Annotated in this window: 17 protein-coding genes and 1 pseudogene; 9 read left to right on the top strand and 9 right to left on the bottom strand. The window is 70.6% G+C overall.

Going from position 1 to position 19217, the window contains the following annotated elements:
• Window positions 1-100: 100 nt before the first annotated feature.
• The 4 genes from ACZ7NC_RS26650 to ACZ7NC_RS26665 all read left to right on the top strand — a co-directional run bounded on the left by ACZ7NC_RS26650 (window position 101) and on the right by ACZ7NC_RS26665 (window position 3721).
• Entirely contained in the window at window positions 101-1291 is a 1191-nt protein-coding gene (locus ACZ7NC_RS26650) for a polyamine ABC transporter substrate-binding protein (protein WP_471491866.1), read from the top strand.
• Window positions 1292-1387: 96 nt separating this feature from the next.
• On the top strand, window positions 1388-2005 hold the full coding sequence (locus ACZ7NC_RS26655; protein WP_471491868.1) for a TetR/AcrR family transcriptional regulator: 618 nt from the start codon (window positions 1388-1390) through the stop codon (window positions 2003-2005).
• Window positions 2002-3012 (top strand): DMT family transporter, encoded by a 1011-nt coding sequence (locus ACZ7NC_RS26660; RefSeq protein WP_471491870.1) that lies wholly within the window; start codon window positions 2002-2004, stop codon window positions 3010-3012. The genes ACZ7NC_RS26655 and ACZ7NC_RS26660 overlap by 4 nt, the downstream gene beginning before the upstream one ends.
• Window positions 3013-3070: 58 nt before the next feature.
• Complete coding sequence (locus ACZ7NC_RS26665) at window positions 3071-3721, top strand: TetR/AcrR family transcriptional regulator (protein WP_471491871.1); 651 nt, start codon at window positions 3071-3073, stop codon at window positions 3719-3721.
• A 66-nt stretch (window positions 3722-3787) separates the two neighbouring features.
• On the opposite strand, the gene ACZ7NC_RS26670 is transcribed toward ACZ7NC_RS26665, so the two are convergent.
• A complete protein-coding gene (locus tag ACZ7NC_RS26670) occupies window positions 3788-4255 on the bottom strand; it encodes a helix-turn-helix domain-containing protein (RefSeq protein WP_471491925.1) in 468 nt (155 codons plus the stop codon).
• Window positions 4252-4851, bottom strand: a pseudogene (locus tag ACZ7NC_RS26675) (AraC family transcriptional regulator); the annotation flags it as partial. The pseudogene ACZ7NC_RS26675 and the gene ACZ7NC_RS26670, both read right to left, overlap by 4 nt.
• Window positions 4852-4995: 144 nt before the next feature.
• On the opposite strand from ACZ7NC_RS26675, the gene ACZ7NC_RS26680 reads away from it, so the two are divergent.
• Both ACZ7NC_RS26680 and ACZ7NC_RS26685 read left to right on the top strand, forming a co-directional pair.
• The gene (locus tag ACZ7NC_RS26680) at window positions 4996-6597 is read left to right on the top strand and encodes an MMPL family transporter (protein WP_471491873.1); all 1602 of its coding nucleotides are present in this window, start codon (window positions 4996-4998) and stop codon (window positions 6595-6597) included.
• A 17-nt stretch (window positions 6598-6614) separates the two neighbouring features.
• Entirely contained in the window at window positions 6615-7199 is a 585-nt protein-coding gene (locus ACZ7NC_RS26685) for an MMPL family transporter (RefSeq protein ID WP_471491875.1), read from the top strand.
• Between the two features lie 166 nt (window positions 7200-7365).
• Here ACZ7NC_RS26685 and ACZ7NC_RS26690 read toward each other — a convergent pair whose 3' ends face one another.
• The 3 genes from ACZ7NC_RS26690 to ACZ7NC_RS26700 all read right to left on the bottom strand — a co-directional run bounded on the left by ACZ7NC_RS26690 (window position 7366) and on the right by ACZ7NC_RS26700 (window position 9891).
• Window positions 7366-8088, bottom strand: coding sequence for an SDR family NAD(P)-dependent oxidoreductase (locus ACZ7NC_RS26690; RefSeq protein ID WP_471491876.1), 723 nt, complete (start codon window positions 8086-8088; stop codon window positions 7366-7368).
• A gap of 152 nt (window positions 8089-8240) precedes the next feature.
• The gene (locus ACZ7NC_RS26695) at window positions 8241-9074 is read right to left on the bottom strand and encodes a helix-turn-helix transcriptional regulator (RefSeq protein WP_471491878.1); all 834 of its coding nucleotides are present in this window, start codon (window positions 9072-9074) and stop codon (window positions 8241-8243) included.
• Window positions 9075-9396: 322 nt separating this feature from the next.
• On the bottom strand, window positions 9397-9891 hold the full coding sequence (locus ACZ7NC_RS26700) for a DUF1269 domain-containing protein (RefSeq protein WP_471491879.1): 495 nt from the start codon (window positions 9889-9891) through the stop codon (window positions 9397-9399).
• A 343-nt stretch (window positions 9892-10234) separates the two neighbouring features.
• On the opposite strand from ACZ7NC_RS26700, the gene ACZ7NC_RS26705 reads away from it, so the two are divergent.
• Entirely contained in the window at window positions 10235-11485 is a 1251-nt protein-coding gene (locus tag ACZ7NC_RS26705; RefSeq protein ID WP_471491881.1) for an MFS transporter, read from the top strand.
• A 32-nt stretch (window positions 11486-11517) separates the two neighbouring features.
• Here ACZ7NC_RS26705 and ACZ7NC_RS26710 read toward each other — a convergent pair whose 3' ends face one another.
• Together ACZ7NC_RS26710 and ACZ7NC_RS26715 are read right to left on the bottom strand one after the other, a co-directional pair.
• A complete protein-coding gene (locus ACZ7NC_RS26710) occupies window positions 11518-12708 on the bottom strand; it encodes a hypothetical protein (RefSeq protein WP_471491883.1) in 1191 nt (396 codons plus the stop codon).
• 138 nt (window positions 12709-12846) lie between these two features.
• Window positions 12847-14208, bottom strand: a complete 1362-nt coding sequence (locus tag ACZ7NC_RS26715) for an MFS transporter (RefSeq protein ID WP_471491884.1) — start codon at window positions 14206-14208, stop codon at window positions 12847-12849.
• A 145-nt stretch (window positions 14209-14353) separates the two neighbouring features.
• Between ACZ7NC_RS26715 and ACZ7NC_RS26720 the strand changes: the two genes are divergently transcribed.
• Window positions 14354-15880, top strand: a complete 1527-nt coding sequence (locus ACZ7NC_RS26720; RefSeq protein ID WP_471491886.1) for a carboxylesterase/lipase family protein — start codon at window positions 14354-14356, stop codon at window positions 15878-15880.
• Window positions 15881-15974: 94 nt separating this feature from the next.
• Here ACZ7NC_RS26720 and ACZ7NC_RS26725 read toward each other — a convergent pair whose 3' ends face one another.
• Window positions 15975-17321, bottom strand: a complete 1347-nt coding sequence (locus tag ACZ7NC_RS26725) for a diacylglycerol/lipid kinase family protein (protein ID WP_471491887.1) — start codon at window positions 17319-17321, stop codon at window positions 15975-15977.
• 99 nt (window positions 17322-17420) lie between these two features.
• Between ACZ7NC_RS26725 and ACZ7NC_RS26730 the strand changes: the two genes are divergently transcribed.
• A complete protein-coding gene (locus tag ACZ7NC_RS26730; RefSeq protein ID WP_471491889.1) occupies window positions 17421-17957 on the top strand; it encodes a hypothetical protein in 537 nt (178 codons plus the stop codon).
• On the opposite strand, the gene ACZ7NC_RS26735 is transcribed toward ACZ7NC_RS26730, so the two are convergent.
• Window positions 17947-19110, bottom strand: coding sequence for a serine hydrolase domain-containing protein (locus tag ACZ7NC_RS26735; protein WP_471491891.1), 1164 nt, complete (start codon window positions 19108-19110; stop codon window positions 17947-17949). The genes ACZ7NC_RS26730 and ACZ7NC_RS26735 overlap by 11 nt on opposite strands.
• Window positions 19111-19217: the final 107 nt, after the last annotated feature.

The following is a 19217-nucleotide window of genomic DNA, read 5'->3' on the forward strand; positions in this document are numbered from 1 at the left end:
CCGTTGGGGCTGGCCGCGCAGTTCCCCGCGCCCCTTAAGGGCGTTGCAGCCCCGGACGGATCAAGTGCCGTCCGGGGCTGCGGTGTTGCATGCTGCTCCCATGCCCCTCCCGCCGAAGAGCTCCTCGCCGTCCCGCCGGACCCTGCTGCGCACCCTCGGTGCGGGCGCGCTGGTCGGCGGGCTCGCCGGGTGCGGTGTGCCCGCCGCGTACGTGCCGCCGGCCGACCGGGCCGCCACCGATGTCTCCGCCACCGACAGGCGGCTCACGTGGGCGAACTGGCCGCTGTACATCGACACGGACGACGAGGACCCGAGGCGGCGGCCGACGCTGGAGGCCTTCGAGGAACGTACGGGGATCTCCGTCGAGTACGTCGAGGAGATCAACGACAACGACGAGTTCTTCGGCAAGATCAGCCCCTCCCTGATGAACCGTCAGCGCACGGGCCGCGATCTCATCGTCATCAGCGACTGGATGTGCGCCCGGTTCGTACGGCTGGGCTGGGTGCAGGAGATGGACCGGGCGCGGCAGCCGAACGTGACGAAGTACCTGGACCCGGTGCTGCGTTCACCGGCCTTCGACCCCGGACGGAAGTTCACCGTCCCGTGGCAGTCCGGCATCACCGGCATCGCGTACAACCGCCGCAGGCTCGGCCGCGAGATACGCCACGTCTCGGAGTTGTGGGCGAGCGACCTGAAGGGCCGGGTGACACTGCTCTCCGGTCTGGACGAGGCATTCGCGCTGCTCATGCAGGGCAACGGCGTCGACATCACCCGGTGGACGGCGGACGACTTCCACACCGTCTGCGACCAGGTCGAGGAGCAGGTCCGCAAGGGGCGGATCCGCCGCTTCACCGGCAACGACTACATCAAGGACCTGTCCAGCGGAGACGTCCTGGCCTGCCAGGCCTACTCGGGCGACGTCATCCAGCTCCAGGCCGACGACCCCGACATCCGCTTCGTCGTCCCCGAGGAGGGCGCCGAGCTGTGGTCGGAGTCCCTGATGATCCCCAACCTCGCCCGCCACAAGACCAACGCCGAGCGGCTGATCGACTACTACTACGAGCCCGAGGTCGCCGCCGAACTGGCCACCTGGGTCAACTACGTCTGCCCGGTCCCGGCCGCCCAGGACGTGCTCGCCTCGGCCAAGGACGAGGAGACGGCCGCCCTGGCCGAGGACCCGCTGATCTTCCCGGACGCGGCGATGCGCGAACGTCTCGCCGTCGCGCGGGACATCGCCTCCGGGGAGCGGGTGGCGTTCTCCAAGCGGTGGAACGCCGTTGCGGGGTTGTAGGAGAGCTGGTGACGGTGGCGTCCGCCTGCGCCAGGAGGTGCGCGTTCTCTCAAATTCTAGGTAGACTGACCTACCTAAAACTTGGAAGGGAACGTCATGGGCGACACCCCCACCTCGGCAGCGCGGCCGCGCAAGGCGCACGGCAAGGCGCGCACGCGGCTGCTCGACGCCGCCGCGCGGCGCTTCTACGCGGACGGCGTGTCGGCGACAGGGATCGACACGATCACCGCCGAGGCGGGCGTGGCGAAGATGAGCCTGTACAACAACTTCTCCTCCAAGGCCGACCTGGTCATGGCCTACCTCGACGCCCGGCACGAGGAATGGCTGGGCCTGTATCGGCGGCGCCTGGAAGAGCTCCAGGGCGTCCGGGACGGCCGCGGCGCCGTACTGGCCGTCTTCGACGCGTACACCGATCACGCCGCCTTCGCCTACGAACACGGCTTTCGGGGCTGCGGGTTGCTGAACGCGGCCGCCGAACTGCCCGCCGGGCACGAGGGGCGGGACGTGGTGCGCCGGCACAAGGAGGAGGTCGAGTCGCTGCTCGCCGGGCATCTCGAGGAACTGCTGCCCGGTCGGCCCGAGGAGGCGCGGGCAGTGGCGGAGCATCTGTCGTTCCTGCTGGAAGGCGCGATGGCACGGGCCGGTCTGGAGGGCGCGGGTACGCGTCTGGAGCATGCGCGGACCATGGCGGCGAGCCTGCTGGACCGGCTGTGACGCGCCCCGCCGGACATGCGGCCGGCTCGGTGGGGATGGGCTCAGTGTGCGTGCTCGTGGCGTCGGTGCTGTGGGGCACCACGGGCACCGCCGCGACCTTCGCCCCAGCCGTGGGTCCCCTTGCGATCGGGGCGGCCGCCATGGGCCTGGGCGGACTGCTCCAAGCCCTGATGGCCGCCTCCCGCATCCGGCGGGAAGCTCCTGTGCTTCGTACGCGGCGAGGTGTGGTCGTGCTCGGCGCGCTGGCGGTGGCGGCCTACCCGCTGGCGTTCTACTCGTCCATGCACCTCGCCGGGGTCGCCGCCGGCACCGTGGTGTCGATCGGCTCGGCGCCGCTCGCCTCGGCCGTGATCGAGCGCGTGATGGACGGACGCCGCCTCACCCGCCGCTGGATGACCGGCGCAGCCCTGGGCCTGGCCGGCACGGTGCTGCTGTGCATGGCCGAGGCTGCCCAGGCGCACGCGGGCCCCGGGACCCATTCCGCGGGGAGGACCGTGCTCGGCGTGGGGCTCGGCCTGGTGGCCGGTTTCACCTACGCCCTGTACTCCTGGGCGGCCCATCGCCTGATCAGCCGCGGTATCACCGCCGGCGCGGCCATGGGCACCGTCTTCGGACTCGGCGGTCTGCTCCTGTTGCCTGTGCTGCTGGCCACCGGCGCCCCGCTTCTCGACTCCTGGTCGAACGCGGCCGTCGGCGCCTATATGGCCCTGGTCCCCATGTTCATCGGCTACGTCCTGTTCGGCTGGGGCCTGGCGCACGTCCCGGCGAGCACCGCGACCACGCTCTCGCTGCTGGAACCCGCCGTCGCAGCCGTGCTCGCCGTACTGGTTGTCGGTGAACGCCTGCCCCTGCTCGGGTGGTTCGGCATCGTGCTGGTGGTCGGCTGTCTCGCCGTCCTCACCACACCGACCCGCACTGCCCTTAAGGCCCGAGCGGCCACCGGCGGCCGAGAAGACGGCGGCAGCTCAACCCGCACCGTGCTCCGGACCCGGACACCACGCGCTTGACCCTCGATCGACGTGATCGATTGACCTTGTTGCATGACTGAGTCGATATAATCGAACCATGGCACACGTCTCTGCGGCCGAACGCCGCCCTCAGCTGATCAAAGCAGCCATCGACCTCATGACCCGCGAGGGCGTGGCTGCCGGGAGCACGCGCGCCATCGCCGCCGAACTGGGCGTGGCCCAGGCCACGGTGCACTACACCTTCGGGACGAAGGAAGGGCTGTACCGCGCAGTGATGGAGCAGCTCACGGACGATCTCCTCGCCCAGGTGAGGAAAGCCGCACCGGAGAATGCGGGGTTCGAGGAGACGCTCGGCACTCTGGCGGTGGCATTTTGGCGGACCGTGCGCGAACAGCCCAGCAGCCACCAACTGTTGACGGAACTGACGATGCTCGGCCTGCGCATCCCCGCCCTGTCCGACGCGGCGGAGAGCCACTACCGCAATGTGGCTCGCGTGACGGCCGAGCTTGTGACGGAGGCCGCCGCCCGCACGGGTCGCTCGCTCGCCCACTCGGCGGAGATCATCGCCCGGTTCTTCCTCGCCGGCTTCGACGGACTGACGACCCAGCGCCTCTCCATGCCCGACGAGGAATCCGAACGAGCCTGCCTCCAGGCGCTTCTCTCCTCCACCCTGGCCCTGGCCAACGGGCAGTTGGACCTGGTGACCGTGTCCCAGGGCTGGGAAAGCACCGCTGACAGCGACGCCTAGGAGTGGGCGCCTGGCAGTCAAGACGACAGACTGGCAGACCCTTCGACGGGCCGGCCCCCGTGCGGATCAGTACCCGCTGACGAGGCGCTCTCGCAGTTGCTGGGGGGAGGTGTCGTGCCAGCGGTGTACGGCGCGGCGCAACGCCCGCTCGTCGGAGAACCCCACCCTGCGGGCGATGTCCGAGACGGTCGACGGGGTGCGCCGTAGGAGCTGTTCGACCCGCTCGCGACGCACGCCGTCGACGACGGCCTCGTATGTGGAGCCGCATTCGGCGAGCCGGCGGCGCAGGGTCCGCTCGCTGGTGCGTGTCGACGTGCCTGCTCGGTGAACGACGGAACGACCGGCAGGCTCTGGGCAATGGAGATTTCGAGCACCTCCAGCAGCTCTTGCTGGTGGCGGCGGGAGGCGAGCCGCTCGTCGAGCATCTCCACGATGGAGGCGTAGGTGACCGGATCGCTGCCCGGCAACCGCGTCCGGGCCGAAGCGCGGCCGATGACGAGACGGCTTGCGGGGGCACCGTAGCGGACCGGACAGCCGAAGAAGCCGGCATACGGTGCGCCGTCACGCGGCGCGGGGAACGCGAGCTCCAGCGACTTGGGCCGGAACGCCGGACCGATGGTCAGCCGGGCCAGCGTGACCACCGACGTCAGTGCCTCTTCGACCAGGAAGTGGGCGACACCCGGATCCAGGGCGGGGTCGGGCAGGTCTGCGCGCAGAACGAAGTCGCCGTCCTCGGTTCCGCACGACCACAGCACCATCGCGCCGGACAGGTTCTGGTACGTCACCCCGGTGGTGACCGCGTCCTGGAGCGTCTCACTGGCCATCAGGGCGAAGCCGAGCAGTCCCCAGGCGGTCAGGGACTGTGCCGTCCCCACTTTCATGCCCAGGTGGGCGTCCCCGGTGAGCTCCAGCGCGCGACTGATCAACGTACTGCTCTGCCGATAGGAAACCCGCAGGGTCGCCGACCTCATGACGGCCTCGTCGAGTCCCACCTGCTCCAGCGTCGGCCTCAGGTCGACCCCCTGTTCGTCGGTGACCGCGGCGAGGTAGCGCAGGATGCTCGGCTCGATCGTGGCCGACGTGCTGTGAGTGGTTCCGAGCGGGCGCGCCGGCTGTGTTGTGGATGTCATGGCACTCCTTTGCCTGGCCGCTGGGGTCCGATGTCCGGCCGCTGAAGCCCCAGGGGTGATCACTCGACTTGTTCTCCAGACTTTATCAAGTGATAAAGTCCAGTGAACAGACCCTCGCACACCGCACCTCCCAGGGAGTTCGCCATGGCTGTCCTGCTCCACCGTCTGGGTCACGCGGCCTATCGGCACCGAAAGCTGGTGCTGGGCCTGTGGCTCACGGTCCTGGCTTTCCTCGTCGCCCTTGTGAGCCTGTTCGGCGGTAAGCTCGACGACCGTTTCTCCGTGCCTGGTACCGAGTCGCAGCGCGCGCTGGACAAGCTCGCCAAGACCCTGCCGGAAGCCTCGGGGGCCAGTGCCCAGATCGTCTTCACCGTCCCCGAGGGCAAGCGCGTCACCGCGGCCCCGTACGCGGCCGCCATCGCCGAGGTCACGGCAGCGGCCGAGAAGGCGCCGCAGGTCAGTTCGGTCGTCGGTCCCGAGGAGTCCGGCGCTGTCTCGGCCGACCGGAGGGCCGCGATCGTCCAGGTCCAGTACGCGGTGCAGCACGCGCAGGTGAGCGAGTCCTCGGTGCACGCACTGGAGAAGGCGGCGGACGCGGCCCGGAAGGACGGCCTTGAGACATCGGTGGGCGGTTCCCTCTATGACAGCAGCGGCGTGCACGTCGGCGTTTCGGAGATCATCGGTGTCGCCGTCGCACTGCTCGTCCTCGTCGTCACCTTCGGCTCGATGCTGGCCGCCGGCATGTCTCTGCTGCCCGCGCTGATCGGCGTGGGCGTTGGCCTGACCGGCCTGCTGGCCGTGACGTCCGTGGCGGACATCTCCTCCACCGCCGTCACCCTCGCCCTCATGCTGGGCCTGGCGGTCGGCATCGACTACGTGCTGTTCATCCTGTCCCGCCACCGCCAGCAACTGGCCCGGGGAATGGCCCCCTTGGAGTCCGCCGCGCTGGCCACCGGTACCGCGGGCGGTGCCGTGGTCTTCGCGGGCACGACGGTGATCATCGCGCTCGCGGCCCTGAGCGTCATCGGTATCCCGTTCCTCACCACGATGGGGCTCGGCGCCGCCGGAGCCGTCCTCATCGCCGTGCTGGCCGCGATCACGCTGCTTCCGGCCGTCCTCGGCTTCGCGGGCACCCGGCTCGCCCCGAAGCCCGGCACCCGCGCGGAGCGGCGGATCCGCAACGACGCCGAGGCCACCGGCACCGACACCCACGGCGCCCGCTGGATCAAGCGCGTCGTCGCCAAGCCACTGCTGACGGTGGTGGCCGCCGCGGGTGTCCTGCTCGCGCTGTCCGTCCCGGCGACCGAGCTGCGACTCGCCCTGCCCGACAACGCCTCGGCCGCGCATGGCTCCACCGAGCGCACGACCTACGACACGATCAGCGACAGGTTCGGCCCCGGCCTCAACGGCCCGCTGCTCGTCCTGACCCAGACCGACGACGGCCGAGGCACCGAGGCAGGCGCGCGGGTCGCGCGGAAGCTGCACACCCTGGAGAACGTCAAGGCCGTCCTGCCTCCCGAGCCCACCAGCGACCCCGGGCAGAGTGTCATCACCGTCATCCCCGAGGACGGCCCGGACAGCGTCGGGACCGACCGATTGGTCCGTGACATGCGCAAGGCGGGCACCGATATCCGCGAGACCACCGGCACTTCAGTCGCCGTCACCGGCAACACCGCGCCAATATCGACGTCTCCAACCGGCTTTCCGACTCCCTGCTGCCCTTCGTCGCCATCGTCGTCGGGCTGAGCCTGATCCTGCTGATGATGGTCTTCCGGTCCCTGATCATCCCGGTCAAGGCCGCCATCGGCTTCCTGCTGTCGGTGGGCGCCTCGCTCGGCCTGGTCGTTGCCCTCTTCCAGTGGGGTTGGCTCGCCGACACCCTCGGCATCCCCCACACCGGACCGGTCGTCAGCTTCCTGCCCATCATCCTGATCGGCGTGCTGTTCGGACTGGCAATGGACTACGAGGTGTTCATGGTCTCCGGCATGCGCGAGGAGTGGGCACACACCGGCCAGGCCCGCCGCTCGGTGGTCGACGGCGCCAGGCACAGCATGCGGGTCGTCACTGCCGCCGCCCTGATCATGTTCACCGTCTTTGCGGGGTTCTTCCCCCTGGACGACCCGCTGATCAAGCCCATCGCCTTCGCCCTTGCCGTCGGCGTGGCCATCGACGCCTTCGCCGTCCGCATGACCCTCGTCCCCGCGGTGCTCGCCCTCGTCGGACGCAACGCCTGGTGGCTGCCCGCGTGGCTGGACCGGATCCTGCCCGACCTCGACATCGAGGGCACCAGCCTGCAGAAGGCCACGTCGGTGGACCGCGACGACAAGGAACTGCAGCCCGTCTCCTGAGACGACGCCGGCAGGCGGGCCCACCGCGCGCAGAGAGGGGCGGCGAGGACAGCGCCGGGATCACCGGCGGCGGCTGGTGGGTCGGCCATCCCAGTGCCACAGGGGTTCGAGCCGACAAGCCGGCAGCGCGGGTACGGCCGTCCTTCGTTATCACTGAGCATAGAGATTACGAGCGCGACCCTGAGCTCAGGGCAGGTTCACCACGGGAGACTCCGGATCGGTCGATGAACTGTCCCGTCGGTCCGTCCGAGCCGATCGTCGCGAGGGTCACGATGGACTCTGCGCCGTCGGCGACGCTGTGTCCGAGGCCGCCGGTGAAGTCGGTCGCGGTCTGCCCGGGGTCTGCGGCGTTGACCTTCACGTCCTTCAGTTCCTTGGCGTACTGCGTCGTGAGCATCGTGACCGCGGCCTTCGACGCGCAGTAGAGGGGCAGGGCATACCGCGACTCGATCCGCGCCGGGTCCTGGGTCATGCCGAAGGAGCCCATCCCGCTGGACACGTTGACGATGACGGGGTTCGGCGACTTGCGCAGCAGCGGGAGGAAGGCGTGCGTGACGCGCACGATCCCGACGACGTTCACGTCGAGCACGGCGCTCACGTCGGCCGCGGTGTACTCCTCGACGGGGCCGACCTTGCCGAGGACGCCGGCGTTGTTGACCAGGACGTCGATCGTTCCCTCACGCGCGGCGACATCCGCGGCCGCGGCCTGGACCGAGGCGTCGTCGGTCACGTCGATCTGAACGAACCGGGCGCCGAGCGACTCGGCCGCGGCCCGCCCGCGCTCACGGTGGCGCGCACCGAGGAGGACGGTGTGCCCTGCCTCGATGAGGCGACGAGCGGTTTCAAGACCGAGGGACTTGTTGGCTCCGGTGATGAATGTGGTGGTCATGCTGGCTCCTCCTGGTCCCAACAGCACGGTCGTGCGCTGTTCACGCACTCCATGCTTGGTCCCCGGGAGGGGTGGCGGGAGCTACGGGACTTCCTGGTACCGCGCGTACCACCCAGCAGCCTGGACCACCGGGCGAGGGGGACCACGGACCTTCATCCCTGAGGAGACATCCTCTGGACCCCAATGGTCGCAAGGAATTCGAGTTTGCTGCGGGCGTCGGTGTTTGGCTGCGGCGTGTACACCACGAGGCGGAGGTTCGTGTCCTGGGTGTTGAGGATGTCGGAGTTCATGGCGATGTCTCCGACATCCGGGTGCTGAACGAGTTTGTGCGCACTCTGGTGACCGCCCACCGCTCGGCGGCTCCACAACTCGCAGAACCGTGGGCTGAGGTTCAGCCTCGATACCAACGCCGCGAGGTCGGGATCGTCGGGGTACCGGCTCGTCGTCGCGCGCAGGTCGGCGACGAGGGACTCCTCGAACGCCGCCCGCTCGGCCGCCGTCTGTCGGACCCGGGGCAGTTCACCCAGGAACTGCCAGACCAGGACGTTGCGGTCTCCCATACCGCGGACCGTCGGATCGCCGAACGTGGCCGCGAACAGAGGATTCCAGTGCAGCAACTGCCAGGTGGCGTCGTAGATCGCCAGCGGGTTGCCGGCGAGCTGGTCCACGATCCGGTACAGGCTCCCTGGGATCATTCGTGGAACCCGGCTCGGATCCGCCGCATGACCGGCCATGCGCAAAAGGTGAGCGTGCTCGTCGTCGGACAGGTGCAGGGCGCGAGCCAGGGCCGAGCAGACCTGCGCCGAGGGCGTGGCCACCCGTCCCTGCTCCAGCCGGACCACGTACTCGACCGAGATGCCGGCCAGCGTCGCCAGCTCCGCGCGTCGCAGACCGGGGACCCGACGGGGTGAGCCGTGCGCGAAGCCCACCGTCGCGGGGTCCAGCCGGTCACGCCACGCCCGCAGCGCGGCACCGAGTTGATCCATGCACACCATCCTCCCGGACACCCCGCCCCGCTGGGTGGTACGCGCTGTACCACGAAGTCCCGTAGCTCCCGCCGACGTTCCCCGGGGGCTCAGTGTCGAACCGGGCGCGTTCGTCATCTTCGAGAGTTGGAGAGCCGCGATGCCCTCGAAGGCCACCTGCAGGCACCCCGCATGCAGGACCTGGTGCCCCAACTTTCCGTGCCACTCCGCCAGTTCGCCCCGGCTGAGCGGGCGTCGGCGACGCGCAGGTGTATGGGAAGTTGTGCGCGCCGGAGGCGGCGCGGACGACCCGAGCAGCGGCGTGATGCCGCCGTGGGTGGGGTCAGGCAGTCGGTTGGTTGATCGCGGCGCGCAGTCGCTGCTCCTCGGCCAGGGTGAGTGAGGTGTGCAGGACGTCACCGCCGTACGGGGCGATCCGGGGCAGCACCTTTTCCTCGGTGACATCGATGATCAGGGCGATCACGGCGGCGCCGCCGGGCTGAAGGCGGTGGCCGAGCTGGTTGATGAAGGCGGTGTTGTCGTCCTCGTCCTCGGATACGGCTGCGGTGACGCTGCCGGTGGCGGCGCCTATCGCGGCGCCCAGCAGCGGCTGGAGCAGGAGCAGCCCGATGAGGCCACCCCAGATCGCGCCGGAGACCGCACCGTCGACCACCGGGTTGTCCGAGGAGTGAATCTTGACCTTGCCCTCCCTGTCGCGGGTGACGAGGACCGCGTCGGTGAGGTGCAGGGAGTGTTCTGTCTTGAGGGTGCGCAATTCGGCGAGCACCTGCTTGGCGGTCGCCTCGTCGTCGTAGGCCACCGCGATCATGTCGGTCATGGGATGACTCCTGTCGTGTCGGGACGTGCCTGCACACCGGGAACGCGGACAAGACCGATGAGGTGGTGCTCATCGAGAGCGCCTTGTCCTGTCCGGGGCTCAGTGACGGCACCACTATGGACTGGGTCGATCGACAAAGTCAATCGAGTGACAAAGTCGCTGGACTTGGACCGTGCGCAACTCTTTCGGTCGCGCGCCGCCTCCTCTGGCCGCTGAAGCCCCCTGTACGGCCCCTGGCGTCCTTCGCCGGCCTTCGATGCCATGGCTACGTTTTTCCGGGACCCGCTCCCCGTCCGACCTGCCGGCCCTGCGGGCGCACACAGGAAACAGAGGTGCGACAGCGATGTCCACGAATGGTTCAGCCCGGGCGATGGCCGGGCGCCTGGACTCCAGGGCCGGCGCCCGGAGGGTCACCACCCTCGCGTTTGCCGCACAAGGCGTGTCCATCGCCGCCGTGTACACGACCGTCCCCGCTGTCACCGAACACCTGGAACTGGCGCCCTTCCTGACGACCGTCACGGTGGTCACGGTGGCCCTGATGGCAGGAATCGGCAGCTTCCTCGGGCTGGCCGCGATCCGCCGCGCCGGCCCCGTCGCCACCATGCGCGGGGCCTTGTTGACGGCCGTCGCAGCGCTGGTGCTGATCGGTTGGGCCCCTGACGAGGCGACCGGTATCGGCGCGTACCTCCTCTTCGGGCTCGCTGTCGGTGCCCTCGACGTCGGGGGCAACACCCGGGCAGCGGCGATCGAACGCGCCTACGGCCGCAGCGTCTTCGGCTCCTTCTACACGGCATGGAGCGTGGGCGGCGTCGTCTCGGCCCTGCTCACCGCCGGGGCGGCTCGCCTGGAGTGGCCCGTTGCCGCCGGCTTGAGCGTTCAGGCGGGCATCGTCCTGTTCCTCGCGCTCTGCATACGCACGCACGCCCTCCCTTCCGACGCAGCCCCGCCGGAGGACACCCTCGTGCAGCCGCCGCTGGGTCGCCAGCTGTGGATCCGGCTCCTACCGTTCGGCCTGGTCCTCCTCGTCGTCTACGTCGTCGACTCCACCGTCTCGGCCTGGTCGGCGGTCTATCTGCGCCAGACCCTCGCTGCCTCCCTCACAGTGGCGCCGCTGGCGTACGCGACCTACCAGGCCGGCACCATCGTGGGCCGCGCCACCACCGACCGGCTTGTGCAACGGTTCGGAGTGGTCGCCGTCGTCCGAGCCGCGGCCCTGTTGGTCGCGTGCGCCCTGACGGGCATGGCCGCCGCACCGAGCTGGCCGCTCGCCGTTCTCGCGGCCGGGGTGGTGGGCCTGGGGGCGTCCGTCCTGGCTCCGCTGTGTCTCGCCTCCGCCGCGCGGCTGCGTCCCGCTGCCTCGGAGGCGGTCCTGGCGCGCCTGAACCTCTTCAACTACCTCGGCGTCGTAGCCGGAGGCGCCGTGAGCGGACTCCTCGGCTCCACCGGCCAGTTCCGCCTGGCCTACGCGGCCCCGGCCGCCCTGGCGGTCCTTCTCCTGGCTGCTGCCGGCCATTTCAGCCAGCCTTCGAGCTCGGGCCGGGCGCAGGCACGGCGCTGGGCTCAGCGCGGGGGCCGCCGTTGCCGTAGGGAGTGATACTCCCCGCCAGCCCAGAGGTCATCCGGTGGTCATTCGGAGCCGAGGCCCTCAGGCGCGGCCGGGACGGTTTCGCGCACGGCCAAGTACACCGCGTGCAGCGCGAGCACGCGCTCGATCTCGTCGATGATCGGCGCGAAGAACTGCTGTCGATGGTCCGCGTCCGTCATGGAGGTGACCGCGAAGTACATGCTGCCGAACGCGGCGAAGAGCGTGGCGTTCCGCAGCATCGCGACCGGGATCATGGGGAAAAGGACCGACGTCTCGGGTTTCTCGCCGATCCACCGTTCCGCCGTCTCGGGCGTGACCACCAGCACGCCCAGAGCGAGGAAGAAGACGAACAGCGCCAGGCCGACCACCGCCGCCTGCACGAGCTGGCGGCTGGCCAGCATCAGCAGCAGATTGCGTTCCTGCCGTGCGGTCAGCGGCATCGCGGGCAACTGGCCGTCGGGCGCCAGGTCTTCGACCGGCACACCGGCCAGGGGCGTGCCCTGGCACGCCGCAGACAGAGTGGGCAGGCTGAGGTCCTGCTCGACCCGGCCGATCTCGTCGCGCAGGCGGGCAGCGGCGGCAAGAACGGTGATCGCAGCGAACAGCACGACGACGAGCCCGACGCGCCACCACGCCAACCGGTTCATGGCCTGCCACAACTCGCCAGTGAAGAACAGGAAGAGCGTGACGAAGAGCAACGCGGGCAGTGCCCGGCCCAGAAGGTGCACGCTGTTGCGCAGATCGAAGACCGAGTGACGGACCGCCCTGCGCAGCAGCGTGCCGAGGCCGTACGTGGTGGCCAGAAGTGTGGCGACGAAGGCGGCGGCGAAGAAGATCACGAAACCCAGCAGCCCGGCCACCTTGCCGCCGGGCGGCGTGACGGTTCCGTCGACGGCGAGCTGCAACAGAGGTACCGCGACCGGCAAAGTGGCGTACACGGCGAGGATCGCGATGGCGGTCCTGCGCGAGAATCCGGGAAGCCGCCGTACGAAAACGGTACTTGTGGCCCACGCGGCCAGCGTCATCACGGCGACGCCACCAAGGAGGGCCCACCCCTGCGAACCCGCGGACCTGAGCGGAACGAGCCAGGCCAGGCTGGCCAGCGCCAGGAAGGCCAGCGACGGCAGCATTCGGGGCAGCAAGTGATCGACGAAGCCGTACCCCTCGATCATCGTGGGTACGCCTCGTCCGACGAGCCAACGCTCGGTTCGGCGCAGCACCGCCTGCGACACCGTGTACGGCATGGTTGATCGGCCCTTTGATCATTACGCGATGAACTGGATGAACTATCCGAACATCAACGCGATCGACCGCACCCTATGTCAAGGCTCGTAACCAGCTGAGAGAGCCACCGGTTCCGGTGAGGCACCTCAGCCGTCCGACGCGCCCGCCGTGGCCGCGACGGGAGGCACGGCCGGGGCGTTGCTCTGACCCACGCGTCGGGCGAGGGGTACGAGGGCGATCGTCACCGCGCCGACCACTCCGGCCAGGGCGAAGGTGATGAAGCCCCAGCTCTGGTTGCCGTTGGTGGCGAGGGTGCCGATCAGCCAGGGGCCGACGACGGCTCCGGTGCGGCCGACTCCGGTGACCCAGCCCAGGCCCGCCGCGCGTTCGCTGTCGCGGTAGACGGTGTTGGTGGCGGCGTAGACCATGACCTGCGCGCTGAACAGCCAGACTCCGGTGACGGCGACGACGACGTAGGTGATGCCCAGGGGGAGGTGGGTGCTGAGCAGCAGGGCTCCGGCGGCGGTCAGGACGAACCAGATCGCGGAGACGCGCACCGCGCCGAACCTGTCGGCCGTACGGCCCGCGATCAGCAGGCCGACGATGCCGCCCGCGTTGATCACCATGAGGAAGCTGACCGAGGAGGTCAGGCCGTAGCCCTCGGCGCGCATCATCTGCGGCAGCCAGGTGCTCACTCCGTACACGAGCAGTAGACCGCAGAAGGAGGCCAGCCACAGCAGCGGGGTCGCCCAGCGTGATCCGGGGCGGAACAGGTCCCGTACGGCGGCCAGTCGGCCCTGCGCTCCGGCGGCGGGCGCGGCCGCGGCGGTGGGCCGGGGGAGGCCGTAGCGGTCGGCGACGGCATCGGCCTTGGCACGGTCGCCGCGTGCCAGCAGCACACCGGGCGACTCCGGGAGCAGGGTCAGCAGCAGCGGTACGGCGATCAGGGCCGGGAGTACGCCCGCCCAGAACACCCAGCGCCAGCCCGCGGCCGGGGCCAGGGTGAGGCCGAGGCCGGTCGCCGCCATGCCGCCGAAGTGGTACGAGGTCATCAGCAGCCCGGTGGTCAGGGCCGCCCGGCGCGGCGGCGCGAACTCCATGACCATGGCCAGACACAGCGGCATCAGACCGCCGAGGCCGAGCCCGGAGACGAACCGGCCGGCACCGAACAGGCCCACACCTCCGGCCAGGGCGCAGATCGCCGAGCCGACGGAGAACAGGGTCACGCTGGAGACCAGCATCAGCCGCCGGCCGAGCCAGTCGGTGAGGTTGCCGGCCGTGAGCGCGCCGATGAGCATGCCGAACGTGGTCCAGCTGCCGATGGTGCCGGCGGTGGCCGGGGTCAACCCGAGCCCGGAGTCGTCGAGCATGTGCGGCATGACGGCGCCGTAGATGTTGACGTCCATGCCGTCGAAGAACACGGCCAGCCAGCACAGGGCGAGGACCGGGAAGACGGTGCGGAAGGTGTGCGGGGGACGGGGCGCGGCGGCCGCGGGGGAGTCGTTCATCTGCGTCCTCGGAGATGTTGACGGGGCCCGGAACATGAGCGGAACACAGGCCCTTGTTCGTCAGGTGAAATGTGGTTCACTTGGCTGGCCATGAGTCTCTGGGCGCGGTGGGCGAGTGTCAATGGTGTTGCGTGAGGAGTCATCCATGACCGAGAGCGAGTTTCCGGAGGCCGTCACGGCGGCCGGTGCGGTGCGTGGCCGACGGGAGGGCGGCCTGGCGGTGTTCCGCGGGATCCCGTACGCGCAGGCTCCGGTGGGCGAGGCGCGTTTCGCGGCGCCCCGGCCGGCGGAGCGCTGGGACGGGGTACGCGAGGCCCTCGTCTTCGGGCCGCCTCCCCCACAGGAGGCGGCCTTCGCCGGTGCCCCTCCCGTCGGGCCCCTTCCGGCCGGTGACGACTGGCTGACCGTCAACATCTGGACGCCGGACGCGGATCCGGCGGCGCGCCGGCCCGTCATGGTGTGGATCTACGGCGGTGCCTACAAGATCGGCTCCGCCGACGACCCCGCCTACGACGCCGGCCGGCTGGCGCGGGACGGCGATCTGGTCGTGGTCACCCTCAACTACCGTGTCGGCGTGGAGGGGTTCGCCTCGATCGAGGGCGCTCCCGCGAACCGGGGGCTGCTCGACCAGGTCGCGGCGCTGGAGTGGGTGCGCGAGAACATCACCGCGTTCGGCGGTGACCCCGGCCGGGTCACCGTCTTCGGCGAATCGGCCGGCGCCGGGTCCATCGCCGCGCTGCTGGCCATGCCCCGGGCCCGGGGGCTGTTCCGGCGGGCCATCACGCAGAGCGTTCCGGGCACCTACTTCTCTAACGCGCTGGCCGCGGACATCGGCGAGGCGCTCGCCGGTGAGCTGGGGCTGCGTCCGACGGTGGCCGACCTGTCCGGCGTGGACCCGCGCAAGCTGCCCGAGGCGAGCGTCGCGCTGAGCGGCCGGATGCGCGAGTACGCGCACCGCTGGGGCGCGGTGGCCCTCACCCCGACCCCGTTCTCGCCCGTCGTCGACGGTGACGTCCTGCCCACCACACCGTGGGAGGCCCTGGCGGCCGGCACCGCGCGCGACGTGGAGCTGATCGCCGGGCACAACCGTGACGAGTACCGCCTCTTCCTCATGATGGGCGGCCTGCTCGGCCAGGTGGACGACGCCATGGCGTCCCAGGCCCTGGCGGTGTTCGGCCCGGCCCCGGACGCCGGGCCGGCCTACCGCGACGCGTTCCCGGGCGCCTCCGCGGAGCGGCTCTTCGAACTCGTGCAGTCGGACTGGCTGTTCCGCATGCCCACCGTGAGTCTCGCCGAGGCCCAGGTGGCCGGCGGCGGCCGGGCGCACCTGTACGAACTCACCTGGTCCGCCCCGGTGGACGGCGGCGCTCTCGGCGCCTGCCACGGCCTGGACGTACCCCTGACCTTCGGCGTGTACGGCGGCCTCGGCGCCCTGCTGATCGGGCCCGAGCCGTCACCCGAGGCCGAGGCGCTCTCCGCCCGCTTCCGCTCCGCCTGGACCGCCTTCGCCACCACGGGCGACCCGGGCTGGGCCGCGTACGACACCGAGCGGCGCCTCGTCCAGGTCCTCGACACCGAACCGGCGGTCGTCGCCTACCCGGAGGAGACCTCCCGCCGCCTCTGGGAGCGGCACACCTTCGCCGCGCTGCCCCTGACGACGGCCACGGCGTAGCGGCAGAGGCCTCGATACAACGGCCCTCACAGACCCCGGATCACAGCCTTCACAGGCCCCGGATCACGGCCTCACAGACCCCGGATCCCGGCCCTCACAGACCCCGGCGATGCACCGCCGTACGCCCCACCGTCGCCGCCAGCTTCCGCAGGCGCCGCCAGTCCAGGCGCGGGGCGGGCTGGGGGACGCCGGGGCGTTTGCGTGGGACGCGGACGCGCAGGGCGCCGGGGACGACGCGGCAGTGGACCGGGGCGGGCAGGACGAGGGCCTCGCCGTCGATGCCGGCCTCGATCACCTGGCGGTCGGCCTCGACGATCACCTCGGGCGCGGTGAGGATGGTGAGTCCGGCCGGCTCGGGGTCGAGCAGCAGGGCCGCGGCCTCCGTGGCGCTGTCCACCCTGATGCCGAGCACACCGAGGACCGCGGCGTCGAGGCGGTCACGTCGGCCGAGGCCGAAGGGGTCGTCCGTGCGGTAGGGGTTGTTGCTGATCAGCACGGCATGCGGCGCGGTGAGGGTCGTGTCCCCCGCACGGGCGGTCAGCAGCGGGCCCTGCTGCCGGGTGAGCAGGTCGGGCAGCAGCTCCAGGCTGGTGCCGATCTTGTCGTCGCGGTAGCCGGGGCTCTGCACGATGGCCGCGTAGGCCCCGAAGGACGCGTTGTTGACGAAGGGCCGGTCGCCCGCGAACCCGAGGTCGACCCGCAGCTCCACTCCGTCGATGAGTGCGTCCAGGCAGGCGGCGGGGTCCTCGCGGTCCAGGCCGAGATCCATGGCGAAGTGGTTGCGGGTGCCGGCGCTGATCACCAGGAACGGGAGTCCGTGCTCGGCGGCGACGGCCGCGACCAGCGCCTGAGTGCCGTCACCGCCCGCCACGCCGAGCAGATCGGCGCCCTGCGCGATGGCCTCGCGGGCCAGCTCGGTGACGTCCTGCTGCTTCTCCGCGTCGAGCAGCACGACCCGGGCGCCGAGTTGCTCGGCCTTCTCCTTGAGCGCGTGCCGGACCACCTTCCCGCCGCCCGAGCGCGGGTTCATGATCAGATACGGCCGCCGCGGCGGCGGTGCCTTCCGCTCCCGCATCACCCGTACCCGGGAGCCGCCGGTGCCCCGCAGCGCGTACCGGCCGCTCCACACGGCCACCGTCCACAGGGCCACGGACGCCAGCAGCGCCCAGAAGAGGGTGACCGCGAACAGGGCGATCACCGCGGCCGGCACCGCCAGCGCCAGCACGGCCGCGGCCCAGCGCACCGGCCCGCGCAGGGTCAGCGTCCACCACACGGCGACCGCGCTGAGCCCCAGCCCCGCCGCGCCGCCCACCAGCAGCACGACGCCGCCGACACCGCCGTAGGCGAGCGGCACCAGCACCGCGAGGCCCGCTGCGGCCAAGGCCGTCCGAGCCGCCCACCGCTGCCCCCGGTAGGCCCGCTCGCTCAAGTCCAGGCCCATGCGCCCTCCCTCGTCGGCGGACATCGTAGGCCCGGTCCAGAAGGGAGCTGCTTCTGAACATCTTTTGAACATGTTCAACTCCGGGCGTACGCTACCCCCATGAGCGACAGAGCCGCCCTGCTCAAGGGCATCCGCGTCTGGCTGGCCCTCTTCGTCGTCTGCCTGGTGCTCAGCGGCGCCACGGCCTTCCCCCTCGTCCACGAACTGCGCTGGACCGAGGACCTGTTGCGCGGCCTGTCCGTGCCGGAGCACCTCCCCGGCCTCATGGACTGGATCGAGCGCGTCCGGCACGGGCTCGACACCGCCGACGCCGACCACCCGTTCCTGCTCTACGGCACCGACTGGCTCGCCTTCGCCCATCTCGTCATCGCCGTCGCCTTCTACGGCCCCTACCGTGACCCCGTCCGCAACGTCTGGGTCGTCGAGTTCGGGATGATCGCCTGCGCCGGCATCGTCCCGCTGGCCCTGATCTGCGGTCCGATCCGTGGCATCCCGTTCTGGTGGTCGGTGATCGACATGTCGTTCGGTGTGTTCGGGGCGATCCCGCTGTACGTCGTACGGAAGAAGATCAAGCGGCTGGAGGCGCTGACCGGACCGTGGGCGCCCCCGGCCGCGGCGACCGCCGTCAGCGGTTGAACGCCGGGAAGGCGAAGCGCTGGACGATGGCCAGGCCGTCGCCCTTCGCGTCGGTGGAGTTGACGGAGTAGACGACCGTCCGGGACAGGTCACGGGTCGCCGCGACGACGGTGTGATAGCCGGGGCGGGCGCCCGTCTTGCCCCAGATCTCCTTGCCGTTCAGTTCGAAACGCTCCAGCGCGGCGCCCATGGTGGCCCCGTCGATGTCCGGGACCGTGAACATCTCCCGCAACTGCGGCTCGGGCACGACCCGACCGCGGAACAGGGCGAACAGCAGCCGCTCCAGGTCCGCCGTCGTCGAGATCAGGTCGCCGGCGGCGAACCGGTCGGACATGTTCCACTCGGTCACGTCGACCAGCTCGCCGTCGATCCAGTCGTACCCGCGGTTGTGCGGGCCGTGCACGCGGGGGTCAGGGCCGACCGGGAAAGAGGTGTGCCGCATGCCGAGCGGGCGGAAGATCCGTACCGCCGCCTGATGGGCGTACGAGTCGCCGGTGACCTTCTCGACCAGCATGCCCAGCACGGTGTAGTGGATGTTGCCGTACCGCTGGAACTCGCCCGGCGCGTGCTCGGGATCGGGACCCTTGGCGACCGACGCGGCCACCACCTCCCGGGGGGTCAGCGTCTCGAAGCGGTGCTCGTAGCCCTCGTCCACGTCATCGCCGAGGGACGCGCCCGGCTGAAGACCGCTGGTGAAGTTCAGCAACTGCCGTACGGTGATCGGCTCGAAGTCCTTCGTGAGCAGTCCGGGCAGATACCGCTGCACCGTCCCGTCCAGGGAGATCCGCCCCTCGGCGGCGAGTTGCAGCACGAGCGCCGCGGTCACGATCTTCGTCGTCGAACCGGCCCGGAAGCGGGCGTTCTCCAGCGCCGGGGCCCCGGTTCTCATGTCGCGCACCCCGGCGGCCCCGTGCCAGCTCCCCTTGCCGTTCACGCGGATCAGCGCGGCCGTCGCGTCCTTGTCGGGCAGCCCGGCGAGCGCGGCGCACAGCGCCTTGACGTCGGGGCCGTCCGGGGTGGCGACCTCGATCGCCCGTGCGGAACAGGACGACGGCGACGCGGGCCGCGCGGAGGCGGTCCCGGCCAGCGGCAGTGCGGTCAGGGTCAGGGCGAGCGCGGAGGTGAGGAGGGCGGGGAACGGGCGTACGGGCATCTGCGGCTCCTGATCGGTGGGATGTCCGTGATCATCGTCGGGGCGGTGTGCCCTCGGCCGGATCGTCGGCGAGGAGGGTCCGCACCCCTGGGGGAGCCCGGAGCAAG

Source organism: Streptomyces sp. NPDC111802 (assembly GCF_055634335.1).